We start from the raw sequence: 18096 nt of genomic DNA on the forward strand, positions 1-18096 counted from the left end.
ATGGCGCACAAACCTTAATTTCCATCACATTTTATAAGGATAAAAACAGTATAATGAACGCATTCAGTGAATCTATTCACTTTGTTAAATTCAACGATTCACCCTTATGCCAACACCAGGGAGTTCCTATCATGAACCCGAACCATAAAATCCTATTTGAGCCGTTTAACATTGGAAAACTGGAGATCAAAAACCGATTCGTCATGGCACCGATGGGGCCTGGTGGCCTGTGTGACGCTGACGGGTGTTTTAACGAGCGAGGCGCGGAGTACTATATTGAGCGCGCCAGAGGGGGAACCGGCCTTATCATGACCGGCGTGACCATGGTGGAAAACGATATTGAAAAATGCGCCCTGCCCTCCATGCCTTGCCCGACGTTAAATCCGCTCAATTTCATCAAAACCGCCAAAATGATGACCGAGCGAATCCATGCCTACGGTGCCAAAATCTTCTTACAGCTCTCTGCCGGATTTGGCCGCGTCAGTATTCCCGCTATCGTCGGCCGCACCGCCGTTGCCCCGTCGCCTATTCCTCATCGCTGGTTGCCCGACGTCACCTGCCGGGAACTAACCAGAGAGGAAATTCACACGTATGTCAGAAAATTTGCGGAGTCGGCCGCCATTGCGCAAAAGGCCGGGTTTGATGGTATCGAAATACACGCGGTACACGAAGGATACTTGCTGGATCAGTTCGCCATTTCCTTCTTCAACCAACGCACGGATGAATACGGCGGCAGCCTGAGAAACCGCCTGCGATTTGCCATCGAAATTGTTCAGGCCATCAAGGCCGAATGCGGGCAGGATTACCCGGTATCACTGCGCTATAGCATCAAGAGCTTTATCAAAGACTGGCGGCAAGGCGGCTTGCCAGGCGAAACCTTCGCCGAGCAGGGACGTGATATTGAAGAAGGCATCGAGGCGGCCAAAATCCTGGAAGAAGCCGGATATGACGCCTTCAATGGTGACGTGGGTTCCTATGATTCCTGGTATTGGGCGCACCCGCCGATGTATCAGGACAAAGGCTTGTACCTGCCTTATAACGAAATTCTAAAACGCATTCTTACTGTGCCGGTCATCACCGCTGGCCGCATGGAAGACCCTGACCGGGCCAGCCATGCCATCCTCAGTGGCCAGACGGATATGATAGCTTTAGGTCGCCCTTTGCTGGCCGATGCAGAAATTCCCAATAAAATCAAAGCAGGGAAATTTCATAAGGTCCGCCCCTGTTTATCCTGTCAGGAAGGGTGTATGGGGCGTCTGGCTAAATTCGCGGCCATCTCCTGCGCCGTCAATCCAGCCTGTGGGCGGGAAAAAGACTATGCCATCGGCAAAGCGGATCAATCCAAGAAAGTCTTGATCGTCGGCGGCGGCCCGGCAGGTTGCGAAGCCGCTCGCGTTGCGGCGCTACGCGGGCACCGTGTGATTCTGCACGAGAAAGCGAACCGCCTTGGTGGCAACCTGATTCCCGGTGGTGTCCCGGACTTTAAAGAAGATGACCATCTGCTGGCTACCTGGTATCAGGACACCCTGCAAGACTTAAACGTCGACGTTCATTTTTCCAGCACAGTGACACAGGAGATGCTGCTGAACAGTGATGCCGACGCGGTTATTTTCGCCACCGGCTCCTCACCTCGCACCTTCTCCATTGGCTCAGCCCATAACGTCTATACCGCAGAAGAAGTCTTGCTCGGTAAAAAAGACCCCGGTAATCACACCATTATTATTGGTGGCGGACTGGTCGGCTGCGAAACCGCACTCTGGCTGGTCAATCAGGGCAAGCAGGTAACACTGGTCGAAATGCAGGGTGATATTCTGACCATCGGTGGCCCGCTATGCCATGCCAATGAAGACATGCTGCGGGATCTGGTAGCGTTTAAAAACATTCGGCTGTTAACGGATACCGTGGTTTCCGGGGCAACGGATGCGGGCTTTATTTTGAAAAACGCAGCTAATGAAGAAACCGTGCTGGCCGCTGACTCTGCGATATTAGCCATCGGCTATCACTCGCAAAAAGCATTATACGAGTCAGTACGTAATGAATTGCCAGAAACCTATCTCTTGGGCGATGCCAAGCAGGTGCAAAATATCATGTACGCGATTTGGGATGCGTATGAGGTAGCCAAAAACATCTAATCACCGCACCGGCGGTAAGTCATGCTCTCGCCTGTTTTCGTTGATCGGGTATCACCATGGAAACAGGCGAATTTTTTTATCGCAACATCGTCGAATTATCGCAACATCCTCGAATCGCAGGACTGCTGCAACGTCACCGGTTACCGGGATGTGGGCACTGGATTGATACCAGCAATCTATTCATATAATTGCGCATCCCTTCCCGCAAATCAAAACCGCCATCATGCAGGCACCAGTTATAAATCAATCCTCGGGCTGAAATAAAAAGATACTGCGTAATATTTTCGGCAGAATCCGTATTATCGATATCCCCGCTCTCCTGACCATTTTCAATGATGCGCTGTAACATCTTCTGCATATTCCGGCCTCTCATAATAAACAGCTTATTATTGCAGGTATAAAGCTGCTTCACCGTTTGCAAACCGATCTTTAGCTGATACTGAGAATATGTGTCGAAGAACTCCAGAATCCGTTCTCGTGTTGTCGCGGTCAGGTGCTGAGAACGGTATTTATCCAGAAAATAGGTGTCTGCCTGCTCATACATTTCGACGAAGATGTCGGTTTTGGTTTTAAAATGCCGGTAAAAAGACCCGACCGAAACACCCGCATTGGTACAGATATGGCTGATGGTAATATCGTCAATTGCCATATCCTCCATTAACCTGAGCGCACTCTCATAGAGTTTCTTTCGCGTCGCCAGGTTTCTTAACTGCCGTGTCGTTAATTTTTCTGTTGTCATAGGTATCCCAAATCATTGGCATCACAGGAAAGCAACAACCAGGCATCCCGTCAGCCGCCGAAAAACCGGCGCATATTCCCGACCAGCGTTATACCACTCATCAGCCATCGGCACTATATTCGGGAACGGTAATTCATTTGGGCATGGCAATTCACGGGGTATGGGCATTTATGGGGTAGGATAGCTCAGGCCTCTTTGCCTGTGCCGACGCGCCAGGCACACCCTGGCGCGTCACACACATCAGAACTCAGGCGCGCGTTTTGCGCCCGTAACACAGCCAGGTGATCAACACGCAGGCCACGTAAAACACCACGAAGATCTTCATCGCGCCAGCAGGTGACCCGGTCAGCGCCAGCGAAGTGCCGAACGCTTTGGGAATGAAGAACCCGCCGATAGCGCCCATGGCGGAGATGAACCCCAGCGCGGCCGCGGTATCCGTCACCGCGCTGCGCTGCGCATCTTCGTCGCTACCGCCCGCCGCCTTCACTCGTGTCACCGTCAAACCACGGAAAATGACCGCAATCATCTGGAAGGTTGACCCGCTCCCCAGTCCAGCCGTCAAAAACAGCAACATGAAGATGCCAAAGAACAGCGGGAAGGAGCCAGATTGGCTGTCGCCCGGTAACGCGGTGAACAACAGCACGGACAATATCGCCATCAAGGCGAAATTGACAAGCGTCACCCTAACACCACCGAAACGGTCCGACAGTATGCCCCCCACCGGACGCGCCAGCGCCCCTAGCAATGGGCCAAAAAAGGCGTAATGCAGGATGACGACATCCGGAAACTGGGTTTTCGACAGCATGGCGAAACCGGCAGAGAAACCAATAAAAGAGCCGAACGCCGACAGATATAGCACTCCGAGGATCCACAAATGCGCCCGTTTAAGCACCGGCAACTGCTGACGGAGCGACGCTTTGGCGGTAGACAGGTCATTCATGCCGAACCAGGCCGCCGCTGAGGCGATAAGCAGCAGCGGCACCCACACCCAGGGCGCATTCTGCAACATAATCTGACTACCGTCTGGCTGCGTTACCCCTTTGCCAGTAAAGCTCAGCATCGGCAGAAAAATCACCACCGGCACCAGTAGCTGCATTACGCTAACGCCCAGATTACCGAAGCCGCCATTCAGGCCCAACGCACTGCCCTGCTGCGCTTTCGGAAAAAAGAAGCTGATATTCGCCATACTGGAAGCAAAATTAGCCCCGGCAAATCCGCATAACAGCGAGATAAGGATAAATACGCTGTAGGGCGTCTGCGAGTCTTGCACCACCACCCCCAACCACACGCATGGAATAATCAGAATCAGCGTGCTGAAGGTGGTCCAGCGGCGTCCGCCTACCAGCGGAATGATGAAGGAATACGGCACCCGCAGCAGCGCGCCGGATACCGACGGCAAGGCGGTCAGCATAAACAGCTGGTCGGTGGTGAAATGAAACCCTACCTTGTTCAGGTTGACAGCCACTGTGCTGAACAACATCCAGACACAGAAAGCCAGCAACAAACAAGGAATGGAAATCCACAGGTTGCGTTGTGCAATACCGCGCCCCTGTGTGTGCCAGAACTGAACATCCTCCGGGCGCCATTCCCGGATAACAGTCTGCCGTGAAGCGCCTGGCGTAATGGTTGACTGCGTCATAACAAGCCTCGGTCAGTAAAAATACCCCTATCACTACGCGACACATTAGAAGGTATGCCCGAAGTAAAATTGATATACATCAACGGCTTGTTGGGTAAAAAAACGCGTCCATTTTGCGCCCTCTCCCAAATGGGTAAGTGCTGATGACAAGTTAATGCCATAGTTTCATACTGTTATCGTCATTTATTTTATCACTGTACTCACCGCCTTCCTCTTATGGAAATTGAGAGGTACTTCTTTAGGAGTATGGGGTTACCCCTGAAAATAAGAAAAAATGACCTTGTGATGGATACGGCTGTTCTGACGACAGTCGGCAGGGTTGGCTTTTTTGTCTAACGTATCAAAGCGTAGCACCATGCCTACGGTGTAGCAGCATCATTCCCGCAGTATAGTTTATCACACAACCGCGTTTCCATTTTCGTCACAGGTGGTTTCCCGATGTTCAGAGGCTTTCGACTTCCACTCTCGTTGGTCAATCTGGTTGCGTTGCTGATGTTACTGCAAGGTCTGTTGGGGATCGCAGGCATGGTGGTTTCCAGTTGGATGTCGCAGAGCATTCAGGGTAATGCGCACGCCATCAATACCGCCGGTTCGCTGCGGATGCAGAGCTACCGGCTGCTGTCGATGGTGCCACTTAACACCAGCAGTGAACGCTACTTGCAGGAACTGGAACAGGATGAAAACGACGATGACCTGCGTCAGGCGGTCGTGCGTGAGGGGCTGAGCGAACAATTCAGCACCTTGCAACATTACTGGGCGGAACAGCTTAAACCTCGCCTGCGCCAGGCCGAACACCCGGCCGATGCTGCCGCTACGGTGGCCGATTTTGTCCACCATCTTGATGCACTGGTGCTGGCCATCGACCAGAAAACCGAGGCGCACCTGCGGCTGGTGACGCTGGTGCAGCGCGTTTTTATCGGCATCATGCTGTCGCTATTGCTGATCACCTTTTTCTATTTGCGCCACCGCCTGCTCACCCCCTGGCGTAAGCTGGTATCGATGGCGCAGGGCATCGGTCAGGGTGAATTCCATCAGCGGGTGACGCTGCGCGGTCAGGATGAAATGAGCACGCTGGCGCAGGCGCTGAACAATATGTCGGATGAACTGTCGGCGATGTACCGCGATCTGGAACAGCGGGTGGCGGAAAAAACCGCTGACCTGCAACAGAAAAACGATACCCTGGCGTTTCTTTACCGCGTCAGTCGTCGGCTGCATACCAACGCCCCGCTATGCAGCCGACTGTTGCCGGTGCTGGACGAGCTGAGCGCGCTGATGCCGCTGTCCGATATCCGGTTGCAGCTCTATGAAGACAATCACCAGGCACATGTGACCCCCGCTAATCTGACGCATATTCCCGACCCCGATGCCTGCCCGGATAGTCACTGCCAACGCTGCGAACGTCTTGCTCCGCACCATGAACCCGCTGAAGGCAACCCCGTCAGTTGGGATCTGCATGATAAGCTCGGCCATTATGGTGTGGTGCTGGCGCGCCTGCCTGACCACCAACACCTGACACCCGACCAGCACCAATTGCTTAATACCTTGCTGGAGCAACTGACCAGCACGTTGGCGCTGGAGCGGCAATCCAGCCATCAGCAGCAATTGATGCTGATGGAAGAGCGCGCCACTATCGCACGGGAACTGCATGACTCTATCGCGCAATCACTCTCCTGTTTGAAGATTCAGATCAGTTGCCTGCAAATGCAGCACACGTCACTGACGCCGGAGATACAACAACAACTGAATGCGATGCGCGATGAAACCAATACCGCTTACCGGCAGTTACGCGAATTGCTGACAACCTTCCGGCTTAAACTGTCGGAATCCGGCCTGCTGGCGGCGTTGCGGGCCACGACGGACGAATTCAGCCAGCGCCTTGGTTACGATATCGTACTAGACTACCAGTTGCCGCTACAGGCCGTGTCCGCGCATCAGGGCATTCACGTGCTACAGATTGTGCGTGAAGCGTTGAGCAATATTTACAAACATGCGCAGGCTACCGCCGTTAGCATCACCCTGCGTCAGCAACAGCGGCACATTGCGCTGCGCGTGCGCGATAACGGCATCGGCATCCGTGATGACATTGGCCGCGCTAATCATTACGGGCTGATCATCATGCGTGATCGCGCCCGAAGCTTGCACGGTGACTGCACTATTCAACGCCTTGCGTCCGGCGGCACAGAAGTCTGCGTGAGTTTTCTGGCAGACTACCGTCAGCCCGCCGTATTATCAGAAGAAGACCATTTACCAGAGGAACGCTATGACTAACGATGCCGCCACCGTGCTGTTAATTGATGACCATCCGATGCTGCGCAACGGCGTCAAGCAACTGCTCAGTATGGCTCCCGACCTGTGTGTGGTGGCTGAAGCCAGCCACGGCGAGCAAGGCGTTACCCTGGCAGAACAGTTGGATCCGGACCTGATTTTACTGGACCTGAACATGCCTGGCATGAACGGGTTGGAAACGCTGGCCCGCTTGCGCGAAACGCCATTATCTGGGCGAGTCGTGGTGTTTACGGTTTCCAACCACGAAGAAGATGTCATCAGCGCATTTAAAAACGGTGCCGATGGTTACCTGCTCAAGGACATGGAACCAGAAGACTTGCTGGTAGCGCTGCATCAGGCCGCCGCCGGGAAAATGGTACTCAGCGATGCCCTAACGCCAGTGCTGGCAGCCAGCCTGCGGGACACACGCAGCAGCGACACACGAGATATCCAGCAACTGACCCCACGTGAAAAGGATATCCTGAAGCTAATCGCCCAGGGTTTGCCCAACAAGGTCATCGCCCGCAAGCTAACGATTACCGAAAGCACGGTAAAAGTGCACGTCAAACATCTGCTGAAAAAAATGAAGTTGCGCTCCCGTGTAGAAGCCGCTGTCTGGGTGGTACAGGAGAAGATTTTTTAACTGATGGCGGCCGGACGCCGCCAGCCAGATACCCCCGACGGTATCGCAGCCCCGGCTTTTTCATGTCAAAAATTACAGTAAAACACGCTCACCTACACTTCTATACATTAGTTTGCATCAGAAATGATAAAGTAACACTTGAACATGGTTTTTAGTACTTTATCGCCATTTTCCTAGATATTTCCCCATATTCCTTTCCTAGACTCACCTTGTTCGGCGTTTCATTGCGCTTTCGCCAGGCTTACCGAAGGAAAAAGAGAATGAAAGTCAGAGAACGATTTATTGGACTGGAATGGCTCCGGTTTCTGCTTGGATGTTATGTCATGGTTTACCACACCGTGCATCTTTATCCACAGCGTGAAAAGATCCTCTTTATGAGCGAACTGACCAGCATGGGTTTTTTCGCCACCAGCACGTTCTTTGTGTTATCCGGCTTCCTGCTGACGCATGTTTATCTGCGTGACGGTCAGTTGCGGGAACCGGCTCGCCATTTTTGGGCCAAACGGTTTTTTAACCTCTACCCGATCCATATCATCGGGCTGGTGTCATCCATCGTGGTGGTCAGCCTGATGCACTGGCTGGCGATTCCACCAGAAGGCCAGGTCGCCAGCGCCCGCTTCGTGATTTACGACAGCAACGACCCCAGCGTCGCACCAGAGACACTGCGCCATTACATGGACAATGCTCAACTGGCTTTTAACGGCCTGCTGCAATTACTGATGTTACAGGCCTGGAACCCTTATTTTCTGACGTTCAACGCGCCGTTGTGGTCGGTTTCGACGCTGTTCTTCTTCTATTTACTGTTCCCGCTGCTGGCACCGCGGCTGTTAGGTAGCCGTTACCCCCGCCTGTGGCTGATAGCGATATTTGTGTTGTACCTGCTGCCGCCGGTATGGGTTGTCTGGAATCAATTATACGGCGCGCCTTACACCGGTCTGTTACAACGCAGCCCTTTGCTACGTCTGCCGGAATTTCTGGCTGGGGTACTGGGTTATGCTATTTTCCGCCAATATCGCGACGGCACGCTGCCGACACTGAGTGGCCTGCAACGTAAAGCGCTGGTTGTCTTTATCAGCCTGAGTTTTATCGTCGCCACCTGGCTGTTTACCCATGGCGACCACTACTGGTATTTCCTGCTGCATAACGGTCTGCTGTTACCGGCACAGGTTGCGCTGGTGTGCCTGTGCGCCCATTTCCGCGAGCCGGACAGCGACACGCTAAAAATCTGGGCCACCCGGCTGGGGGCTGCCTCGCTGTCGATCTTCGCCTTGCATGTACCGTTGTTCAACCTGTTCCGCACGCTGGAACAGCTGCTACGCGGCGACCCATTGCAGTGCTTCAGCGACTGGGCCGCCTGCATCAACGCAGCCGGAAGGGTCGAGCTGTCCATGACCGGCTATGGCGTATTCCTGCTGACCACCGTTGCACTGTGCGTAATATTTCAGGAACAGGTGGTCATCCGCATGAAACAGGCATTGACCGAGCGCTTCCTGAGCCGCCGTTTCCAACCCTCCCGCAGCACGGTCTGATGATAACGGCTATCGCGGTGATGTGATCGTCATCACCGTTATAGCCGTAAATCATTAATCACACGGTTTATAACAATTTCCATTCTAATTATGGGACACTTATACCTAGAGACGCAGCGCGATTCCTGTTAATGTTTGCCTCGCCGGGAAAAACCGGTATATCGATGCATTGGCAGGCCGTCTGAACGGCGTCTTTCACTTTTAGTCACCCACTGTTTTATCTGACATCATGACACATTCCAAACACGCACTTTCGTCGCTGAGTCTGTTTATCGCCCTCAGCGCCGCTGGCATTTCCACCAGCTATGCGGACACCGTCTGGTTAACCAACGGTGACAAGATCAGCGGCCAGATTACGCTGCTGGACAGCGGTAAATTATTCATCAAAACCGACTATGCCGACACCGTATCGGTCACCTGGGACAAAGTTAAAACCTTCCAGACCGACCACGGGATGGTGATTCAAGGACAACGCTACGAGAAAGGCGTGCTCTACCCCTCCATCAAAGCGTCCGACAGTTCACGTGCCATCGTGGCCCAACCGGCGAGCGTAGATGGTCAGCAAATTAGCGCCGGTCAGGAAACCCTGCCGCTGACTGACATCAACTCGATGGTGGTGCCACACCGTTGGGTGGAAGATTTCTCCTGGAAAGGCAACATTGATGTCAGCCTGGCCCACAAGAAAAGCTCTACCGAAACTGACAACCGCGATGTCACATTGAACACTCGCCTGCGTCACGGCACCTGGCGTCATAACCTGGATGCCAGCTACCACATGACTAAAGAAGACAATGTGGAAAGCACCAAAAACGCCGACGGCGAGTACGCGCTGGATAAATTCATCGACGAACACTGGTTCTGGCAGGGTCGTTATGAATACAAACGCGACTGGGTGGAAAACATCAAGATCAACCGCTCCGCTGGTACTGGTCCGGGTTATCAGTTCTGGGATAACGATTTGGGCTCCTTCTCCGTCACCACGCTGGTGAACTCCCAGACCTTTATTTATCAGGACAACAGCGAAGACAATTTCTACTCCGGTGGCCTGAAGTGGAACTACGATCGCTTCCTGTTCGGCAAGCGTACCGAAGTATTCACCGATGGCGAAGTGGGCCGGTCGTTTGACAGCACTACCCCGCTCTACCTCAAAGCCGGTGCCGGTCTGCGCTTCAAAGTCACCGACTGGTCATCCGTCAGTATGAAGGTATCCCGCAACCGTACCGAAAGTGTTCAGGGCAACGTCAACGATACCCTGTACTCACTGGGTCTGGGTGTCGGCTGGTAATAACCCTCCGGTTCCTGCGATTATCGCGGGAACCGTTTACCTACCTCACCCGGTGTTCCCCCCCGAGGGCACGGCCTTGATTGTGCCACCCTTCCTGAATCCCCGACATCCCCCATGTAGTGATGTGCTGTTTTACGAAAATTGTGCACTGTCTCGTCAGGGGCGATGAAGCCAATGGATGCCGCCTATTGGCATAAACCTCTAGGTTCCATGCTCAACATCTCGGGCGCGCCATCTTGGCGTGTCGCTGAGCCTTTTCCTCTTCCGACAGACGTTTGTGCTCGCGACCTGCTTCCTGGGTGGTTTCATCACCACCGATCAAACTGGTTTCTCCGCGCATAAGGGCGTCATAACCTTGTCGCGCCACCAGGGCCGGATCGTTCTTCCAACTGTTGTCGCCGAAGCCGGTATTGCCCATGCCAGCACGGGCGTGGAAGTTGGTCGCCGTCGCACCCGGATGAAGGATCGTTACCTGTACGCCAGTGCCCGACAACTCCTCGCGAATGCTATGTCCGAACGATGACAGGAATGCCTTGGATGGGCCGTATACGCTCTCGTAAGGCGTGGGCGTGGTGGCAGACAGGGAACTGACCAACAGGAGTTTACCGCCACCGTTTGCCACCATGCCAGGGATCACCGCATGGGCCAGCCGCACTGGTGAGGTGACGTTCAAGGCAATGAGCTGTAGATGCCGTTCCAGGGGAATGTCGATGAACGCTCCGCCAATGGCGATACCGGCATTGAGAACGGCGATCCCCAAAGGCCGCCCCGTAGATACCAGTGCGTCGAGAACACTGGCATTACCTGCCTCGGTGGATAAATCGGATTGGACCGGAAGCACCTCGACGCCAAACTTGCGCAGTTCCTCTGCCGCTTGGAGGACGCGTTTTTCTCGCCCCGAGATGATGAGGTCGTTACCGTCCTTTGCCAGAAGGCGTGCGATCTCCAGACCAATTCCTGCTGAGCCGCCGGTGATGAGTGCAAGTGGCTTGGTCATTGTTCTTCTCCTGCTTGAAATTTCTGATTGATTGGGGATGTGCCAGACGATGTGCTGTACTTGCCTCTGCGCGAGTGCAACGTATCATCCGAACACAGCGTATCTACATAGACTTGATGCCCATGACATAGCGATAACGGGTGCGCTTGGGCGAGTTACACAAGTGGAATATCCACCGTTGATGGTCAGGCGCGTGGCGTTCACATCCAGGTTCATAGTTCGAGCCGTCACGCTCCCTTCATGAACTCAGCAAACTTCTCGCGCCAGTCGGGATGCCAGCGCGACAACGCTGGCCGGTTCTGGATCATGTCATCAGCCGACCATTGCATTCGACGCTGATCCATTTCACGGGTAACGTCGTTGTCCTGGCAGAATATGTAGAAGTCACCGGCACTCAAGCTCTCGACCATCCGATCCACGACCTGATCGGCGCTCCACGTCCCCGTCGGCTGAGGGGCATCCGCCGATACATCGGGGAAGTTCATCGGAGTGAACGTCCATCCCGGAATCAGTAGGTGTGCCGTCACGCGATCTTGCACACGTTCACACAGTTCATGTGCGAGTTGTTCCGTTAGAACACGCACGGCTGCTTTGGACACGCTGTAGGCCGCATTACCCGGTGGCGTGGTGATGCCCTCCTTGGAACCCAGATTGACAATGGCACTGGCCGAAGTCTGCTCGATCAGGGTGGGCACGAAGCGCTGCTGTAGTGCCAAGATGGCCCAGAAGTTGATATCCATGATCCTGTGCCATTGCTCAGCGTTCTCCCAGGGACCTGCGCCTTTGATGATCGCCGCGTTGTTGACCAACAGTGCAATCTCGCCGAGCTCGACCGCTTCCTGATACACCTGCTCGATGGTAGCGTGGTCGGTCACGTCCCCAACCACGCTACGTTGTATCAGCGTCGGGAAAGTCGCCTGCAGGCGGTCAGTCGCTGCCATCAGGGCCGTTGCATTCCTGTCCAGCAGCACAAGCTGCATACCTTCCTGGGCGAGTCGATGGGCGATGGCGTAGCCAATGCCCATTGCCCCCCCTGTAATGACTGCAACGCCGTTTTTACGAATTGCTGGATGCATCGTTTTTCTCTCCCAAAATGAAATGTTAGCGCTCGAGCGACCTGAGTGTGATTTCCGTGATCTCGGCGGGTACGCCGAGACGGATCGGGAATCCATTCCAGAGCCCCGTGCCATTGCTGACATACAGGTGCATGTCACCAACGGAGTAGTAGCCAGAGGCGAAGCCATCATTGAGCGGCGCGACCATCAGAGTATCGAAGCCCCGAATCATTCCGCCATGGGTGTGTCCCGCCAGTTGAAGATCGATGCCAGACTGCGCGTGCATCGCGGTGTCCACCGGACGGTGGGTCAGCAATACCGTTGCAGCGTAATGAGGCACGTCTTGCAAGGCGTGTGCAGCATCGGGACCTGGCTTCCCGTATTCAAGGGCGGCCAGGTCAGCCAGACCCGCCACAACAAGCCCTACGCCATCTACCGATATGCGCAGATGCTCATTAACCAGCACGCGCATACCCAATTGCTCTAACACGTCCGTCCACTGATCGGCGTTGAAGTAGTACTCATGGTTGCCCAGGATCGTTACGACGCCATGTTTGGCGCGTAGCTCCCCCAGTGGTTTCACATCGTCGCACCGGGCCGATATCGTGCCGTCGATCAGGTCGCCGGTGACGACAATCAGATCGGGGTTCAGGGCATTAGTGCGCTCGACCACCTGCCGTGCCCACGAGCCGTTCAGCAGTCGGCTAATGTGCAGGTCGGTGAGTTGCACCAGGCTAAATCCATCCAGAGTCGGGGGCAGATCGTGCAATGTCAGCTCGATGCGTCGCACCTCCGGCACTTGCGTGGCCTGATGCACTCCGATGACGGAGAGAACAAGAGCCACGGCCCCCATGATATAGCGTGCCCGCGTGCAGAATTGCTCATCAACGCCCCTACCACGACGCACCAGCCAGGCCACTCCCAGCAGCACGTCGAGTATTGCCGTGAGGAAAAATAGCAGTACGAAGACACAGAACAGCCCACCAAACAGCACCACCAATGCGCGCGGTATCTCTGGGGAAAACATCGTCCCGAAGACCCATTGCTGGATCAAATGATACTTGGACGCCAGCAGCAGCACGGCGGCCAGCAACACGCGGCATCGCGTACACCAGGGGAGCGGGAACACGAAGCGGCACACCACATAGAGGTAGAGGACAAACAAGGCAACGTGAAACACGGGCTAAGAATCACCTTACTGTTGATATTTTTTGTATAATAACCCCACATAACCGACAAACAATTGAACTATATTCAATGGTCTGTGAAATTGAATTCATCGATGGGTATTTGCCATGAGTGTTCGCCCCACCGCGCGCTTATCGAGAGCCGACTTAGCCGACCTGAATGCTTTCCTGGTCGTCCACCGCTTGCGCAGCTTCACCCAAGCCGCTGTCGAACTGGGTATCACCACCTCGGCACTGAGCCATGCCATACGCAACCTGGAGGCCCGGTTGGGCGTGCGCCTGCTCAACCGTACCAGTCGCACGGTGTCGCCAACCGAGGCAGGCGACAACCTGGCGAAACGATTAGAAATCGGCTTCCTTGAAATTGGTGGAGCCTTAGCGGACGTGAATCGCCATCGCGACCGACCAGTGGGCAGGCTGCGGTTGAACGCGCTGCAAGACAGCGCCCGACTTTTGCTGGCCACACATTTGCCGAAGTTTCTGCATAGCTATCCCGACGTCGAAGTCGAGGTCGCGGTAGATGACCATATGATCGATATCGTGGCCGCAGGCTTCGATGCCGGTATCCGTTTCGGCGGTACGGTGCCGGAAGACTGCGTTGCGGTCAGGATCGGCTCGCCGCTCAAGTGGGTCGCTGTAGCGTCACCGCGCTACCTTCATCGCAGCGCACCGCTGCTCGTCCCCGAAGACCTGAAGGTACACAACTGCATCCAGATCCGTACCGGCCAAGGGGTCATCTACCGATGGGACTTCGAGAAGGATGGCGAACACCGATCTATTGACGTGCCGGGCCAGCTCTGCGTGAACGAGACGACATTGGGTATCGACATTGCGGTTGCCAGCGGAGGCATCATGTACTGCCTGGAAGATCGTGTCCGCGAACACTTGCGGTGCGGCGAATTGCAAGTAGTGCTACCGGATTGGGCACCGATAGAACCGGCATTCCACATCTATTATCCCGGCCACCGTCAGGTTCCGCCGGGCCTGCGAGAGTTGATCGAGATCCTGCGTCAGGGCGTGACCTGTAAATAAAAAGCGGCCGCGCAAGGTATTGAACAGGGTCATGCGGTGAATGAAGCCTGTCAGGCTATGGGGACTGACGAAACGATGGTGCCTGGCTGGGTTGAAGCGCTTACACTGGAGAAACTGACTAATCCTGATGTAAAAAGCCCGGCTTTCTCACCGGGCTTTTTCTTTATGGCTCTGACTCGCCTTTACTGCGGTTTTGATTCTTGCTTAGACAGGTCTTCCGCAATCTGGACGGTTTCGTTCAGGTAAGCGTCCGGATCCTGATAATCCTTCGGCAAGTCATCCAGCGTTTTCAACGGCGGTTTACCCTGACGTTTCAGCCGATCGTTGATGCGTTGCAGACGCGTCGCCTCGTCTTCGTTGTTTTCTTTCTGGCGCTGAGCCAGATTCAACGACACATGGTTGCGCTTCTCTTTCAGTTCCTGGTAGCGAGCCACATCCTGCTGGATGTACTGGAACTCCGGATCCTTGGCGATACGGGCGTTATGCTGCTCGATAAGCCCCGGCAACAACGGCTTCATGTCGCCTATCACCGTATAACTGGCTGGTTTGATGCTGTCCCACGGCAAGGCGTTGTCTTCAAACTTCTCACCGGTATCCACCATCTCATTGCCAGTCGGCATCACGATATCCGGCGTAACCCCTTTACGCTGGGTACTGCCGCCATTGATACGATAGAACTTCTGGATGGTGTATTGCACCGAACCCAGTGCTGGCCATTCCGGACGCAGCATCTGATCGTAAATACGGTTAAGAGAACGATATTGTTGCACCGTCCCTTTACCGAAGGTCGGTTCGCCGACAATCAGCGCACGGCCGTAATCCTGCATCGCCGCTGCGAAAATTTCCGATGCCGAAGCACTGAAGCGATCGACCAGCACTACCAGTGGGCCTTTGTAATAGATGGTGTCATCAGTGTCGCTGTCTTCACGCACTTTGCCGTTATTATCACGTACCTGCACCACCGGGCCGGTAGGAATGAACAGCCCAGACAGCCCGACGGCTTCTGTCAGTGCGCCACCGCCGTTGCCACGCAGGTCGATGATGATGCTGCTGACATGCTCTTTCTCAAGCTTCTGCAACTGCACTTTCACATCATCCGTCAACCCGACGTAGAATCCGGGGATATCCAGTACACCAACCTTGTCTTTACCCGCGTCCTTGATGGACATTTTCACCGCACGATCTTCCAGACGGATACGTTCACGGGTCAGGGTAATGGTTTGCGTTTTGGTGCCTTTGCCTGCTGGCAGTACTTCCAGACGCACCTTGCTGCCTTTCGGCCCTTTGATTAACGCCACTACGTCATCCAGACGCCAGCCGATCACATCCACCATTGGCTTACCCGCCTGGCCGACACCAACGATACGATCGCCAACGCTGATGCGTTTACTTTTAGCCGCGGGGCCACCCGGCACCATGGAGTTGATCACCGTGTAATCTTCATCCATCTGCAATACCGCGCCGATGCCTTCCAGCGACAGGCTCATCTCGGTATTGAACTGCTCGGTATTACGCGGTGACAGATAACTGGTGTGTGGATCAATTTCCCGCGCAAAGGCGTTCATGATCAACTGAAACACGTCTTCGCTGTTGGTCTGTACCAGACGGCGAATCGCAAACTGATAACGTTTGGTGAGTGTTTCCTTGATTTCTGTATCGGTCTTGCCAGTCAGTTTCAGGCTCAACCAATCATATTTAACCTTGGCATTCCACAATGCGTTCAGTTCATCCGCGTTTTGCGGCCAGGGAGCCTTGGCACGATCCAGATCGATAACATCATTGCCGTTCAGATTGATCGGTTTTTCCAGCAGCGTCAGCGCATACTGGTAACGTTCAAAACGACGTTTCTGCGCCAGATTGTACATGGCGTATGGCAGGCTGAGCTTGCCGTTTTTCAGGTCGTCGCCCAACTCGCCCTTCTGACCGGAAAACTGCGCCACATCAGAAGCCAGCAACACGTTATGGCTGTAATCCAGCATGTTGAGGTAACGGTCAAAAATCTTACCGGAAAACTGCGCGTCCAACATGAACTGGCGATAGTGGGAACGCAGGAAACGCGACGCAACCCGTTCGCTAACGGTGGCGTGTTGCGCTTCCGGCTGCAATTGAGGGATTTGATCCGCGCGGGTGATATTCTCACTGGCAAAACTGCATCCAGACAGCAAAAGCCAGGTTAACGCCACTACTTTGACAAATTTGTTCATGCCCTGGTTGGCCTCCGTATCAGAACTGCAAATGTTCTGCGCGTACGATCATCGCCAGACCGGAAGCCAGCTGTACTCTGACTCCATCTTTGGCGATCTCAAGCACAGTAGCATCCATGGCGTTTTTGCCAGCCCTGACTTTGATTTCCTGGCCAATTTGCAGGCTGGAAATATCCGTCACCGCCTGCCGTTCTGGTTGCACCACTCGGGCTGCTTTAGGCTGACGGGGTTGGGATTTTTCGGATGACGAGGAAACAGACTGTGCAGAACGGGAAGAAGGAGAACGCGGTTTGCGCGGCGCAGCACCAGCGGCATCTCGCTCACGACGTGGCGCATTTCTGCTGCCAGCCGGACGCGGACGGGACGGTTCGGCTTCGCCAGACTCACGCTTCTTCGCCTGCTGCTCGGCCCGTTGGGCCTGAACACGGGCTTTGGCCTCTTCCAGTTGCTTGCGCGCATGTTCTACATGCTGCTGCTCAAGCTCACCGCACGCATTGCCATCGAGATCGACGCGTTGGGCACCCAGTTTGACGCCATACAGATAGCGCCAGCTCGACGTATAAAGACGGAGTGCAGAGCGCAACTGCGTCTTGCTGACGTGTTCAGATTCGGACACGCGTTCGACCAGATCCTGAAAAATACCAATCTTTAACGGACGCGCTTCGCCTTCAAGGGTGAAACAGAGCGGAAAACGCTCTGCCAGATAGGCGATCACTTCTTTACTACTGTTCAACTTAGGTTGATTTTCCATGAAATTTCCTGATTACAACGGGTTTGCCAACCAGCGCAGGCATGAACAGGCGTCATTATAATGACGCCATCGGCAATTGCTACGTTATCCTTGTCGCAACGTAAGAGAATTGATGAAAGCCAGTACGTCACTCTGTGACAACTGACGGCATAATGCCGCCGCCACAGCATTCAGCCCGTCTTCGTCCACATCATCAAAACGGTGATGAATAGTACTGTCGATATCCAGTACGCCAATCAACTGCCCGTCAACCGTCAGCGGTAACACAATTTCGGCATTGCTGGCGGCGTCACAGGCGATATGACCGGGGAATTCATGCACATCGCCAACCCGCTGCACGCGGTTTTCCGCAACCGCCCGACCACAGACCCCTTTTCCAGCCGGAATACGTACACAAGCCGGACGCCCCTGAAACGGCCCGAGAAACAACGTCTCACCGTTCAGCAGGTAAAAGCCAGCCCAGTTCACACCATCCAGTCGTTCAAACAGTAACGCACTGCTGTTTGATAATATCGTGATGAAGCGATCTTCATCGGCAATCAACGCCGTCAGATCACGCACCAGCTCATCATAGAATTGTTCTTTTTTCATCGCTTGCAATAGGCACACATTGTCTTTACGGACCGCCTGACGGCTGA

At 54.3% G+C, this 18096-nt stretch carries 14 protein-coding genes; 6 read left to right on the top strand and 8 right to left on the bottom strand.

Features of this window, described 5'->3' with window-relative positions; translation table 11 throughout:
- Nucleotides 1-131 precede the first annotated feature (131 nt).
- Nucleotides 132-2132 carry an oxidoreductase gene (locus tag OB87_RS06495; protein ID WP_033568629.1) on the top strand — a complete coding sequence of 667 codons (2001 nt, stop codon included), beginning with the start codon at nt 132-134 and terminating at the stop codon, nt 2130-2132.
- 133 nt (nt 2133-2265) lie between these two features.
- Here OB87_RS06495 and OB87_RS06500 read toward each other — a convergent pair whose 3' ends face one another.
- On the bottom strand, nt 2266-2871 hold the full coding sequence (locus OB87_RS06500) for a TetR/AcrR family transcriptional regulator (protein WP_033568630.1): 606 nt from the start codon (nt 2869-2871) through the stop codon (nt 2266-2268).
- A gap of 247 nt (nt 2872-3118) precedes the next feature.
- The gene (locus OB87_RS06505) at nt 3119-4510 is read right to left on the bottom strand and encodes a NarK family nitrate/nitrite MFS transporter (protein WP_033568631.1); all 1392 of its coding nucleotides are present in this window, start codon (nt 4508-4510) and stop codon (nt 3119-3121) included.
- Nucleotides 4511-4948: 438 nt separating this feature from the next.
- Between OB87_RS06505 and narX the strand changes: the two genes are divergently transcribed.
- From narX to OB87_RS06525, 4 genes are all read left to right on the top strand, one after another.
- Nucleotides 4949-6778 carry a nitrate/nitrite two-component system sensor histidine kinase NarX gene (gene narX / locus OB87_RS06510; RefSeq protein ID WP_033568632.1) on the top strand — a complete coding sequence of 610 codons (1830 nt, stop codon included), beginning with the start codon at nt 4949-4951 and terminating at the stop codon, nt 6776-6778.
- Nucleotides 6771-7418 (top strand): two-component system response regulator NarL, encoded by a 648-nt coding sequence (narL, locus tag OB87_RS06515; protein ID WP_033568633.1) that lies wholly within the window; start codon nt 6771-6773, stop codon nt 7416-7418. Before narX ends, narL begins: the two co-directional genes overlap by 8 nt.
- Nucleotides 7419-7678: 260 nt before the next feature.
- Nucleotides 7679-8947: an acyltransferase family protein gene (locus OB87_RS06520; protein WP_033568634.1), complete on the top strand. Its 1269-nt coding sequence runs from the start codon at nt 7679-7681 to the stop codon at nt 8945-8947.
- Nucleotides 8948-9176: 229 nt separating this feature from the next.
- Nucleotides 9177-10232, top strand: coding sequence for a DUF481 domain-containing protein (locus tag OB87_RS06525; protein WP_033568635.1), 1056 nt, complete (start codon nt 9177-9179; stop codon nt 10230-10232).
- A gap of 214 nt (nt 10233-10446) precedes the next feature.
- Here the strand turns inward: OB87_RS06525 and OB87_RS06530 are convergent, their stop codons facing one another.
- The 3 genes from OB87_RS06530 to OB87_RS06540 form a co-directional block, all read right to left on the bottom strand.
- Nucleotides 10447-11229 (bottom strand): SDR family NAD(P)-dependent oxidoreductase, encoded by a 783-nt coding sequence (locus OB87_RS06530; protein ID WP_033568636.1) that lies wholly within the window; start codon nt 11227-11229, stop codon nt 10447-10449.
- 227 nt (nt 11230-11456) lie between these two features.
- Nucleotides 11457-12305, bottom strand: a complete 849-nt coding sequence (locus OB87_RS06535) for an SDR family NAD(P)-dependent oxidoreductase (RefSeq protein WP_033568637.1) — start codon at nt 12303-12305, stop codon at nt 11457-11459.
- A 25-nt stretch (nt 12306-12330) separates the two neighbouring features.
- Nucleotides 12331-13464, bottom strand: a complete 1134-nt coding sequence (locus OB87_RS06540; protein WP_033568638.1) for a metallophosphoesterase — start codon at nt 13462-13464, stop codon at nt 12331-12333.
- A gap of 115 nt (nt 13465-13579) precedes the next feature.
- Between OB87_RS06540 and OB87_RS06545 the strand changes: the two genes are divergently transcribed.
- Entirely contained in the window at nt 13580-14503 is a 924-nt protein-coding gene (locus tag OB87_RS06545; RefSeq protein ID WP_033568639.1) for a LysR family transcriptional regulator, read from the top strand.
- Nucleotides 14504-14685: 182 nt separating this feature from the next.
- Here the strand turns inward: OB87_RS06545 and prc are convergent, their stop codons facing one another.
- The 3 genes from prc to OB87_RS06560 form a co-directional block, all read right to left on the bottom strand.
- Nucleotides 14686-16707, bottom strand: a complete 2022-nt coding sequence (gene prc, locus OB87_RS06550) for a carboxy terminal-processing peptidase (protein ID WP_033568640.1) — start codon at nt 16705-16707, stop codon at nt 14686-14688.
- Between the two features lie 19 nt (nt 16708-16726).
- Nucleotides 16727-17458: an RNA chaperone ProQ gene (gene proQ, locus OB87_RS06555; protein ID WP_033568641.1), complete on the bottom strand. Its 732-nt coding sequence runs from the start codon at nt 17456-17458 to the stop codon at nt 16727-16729.
- A gap of 84 nt (nt 17459-17542) precedes the next feature.
- Nucleotides 17543-18049 (bottom strand): GAF domain-containing protein, encoded by a 507-nt coding sequence (locus OB87_RS06560; protein WP_033568642.1) that lies wholly within the window; start codon nt 18047-18049, stop codon nt 17543-17545.
- Nucleotides 18050-18096: the final 47 nt, after the last annotated feature.

Source organism: Dickeya undicola (genome assembly GCF_000784735.1).
GTDB lineage: Bacteria > Pseudomonadota > Gammaproteobacteria > Enterobacterales > Enterobacteriaceae > Dickeya > Dickeya undicola.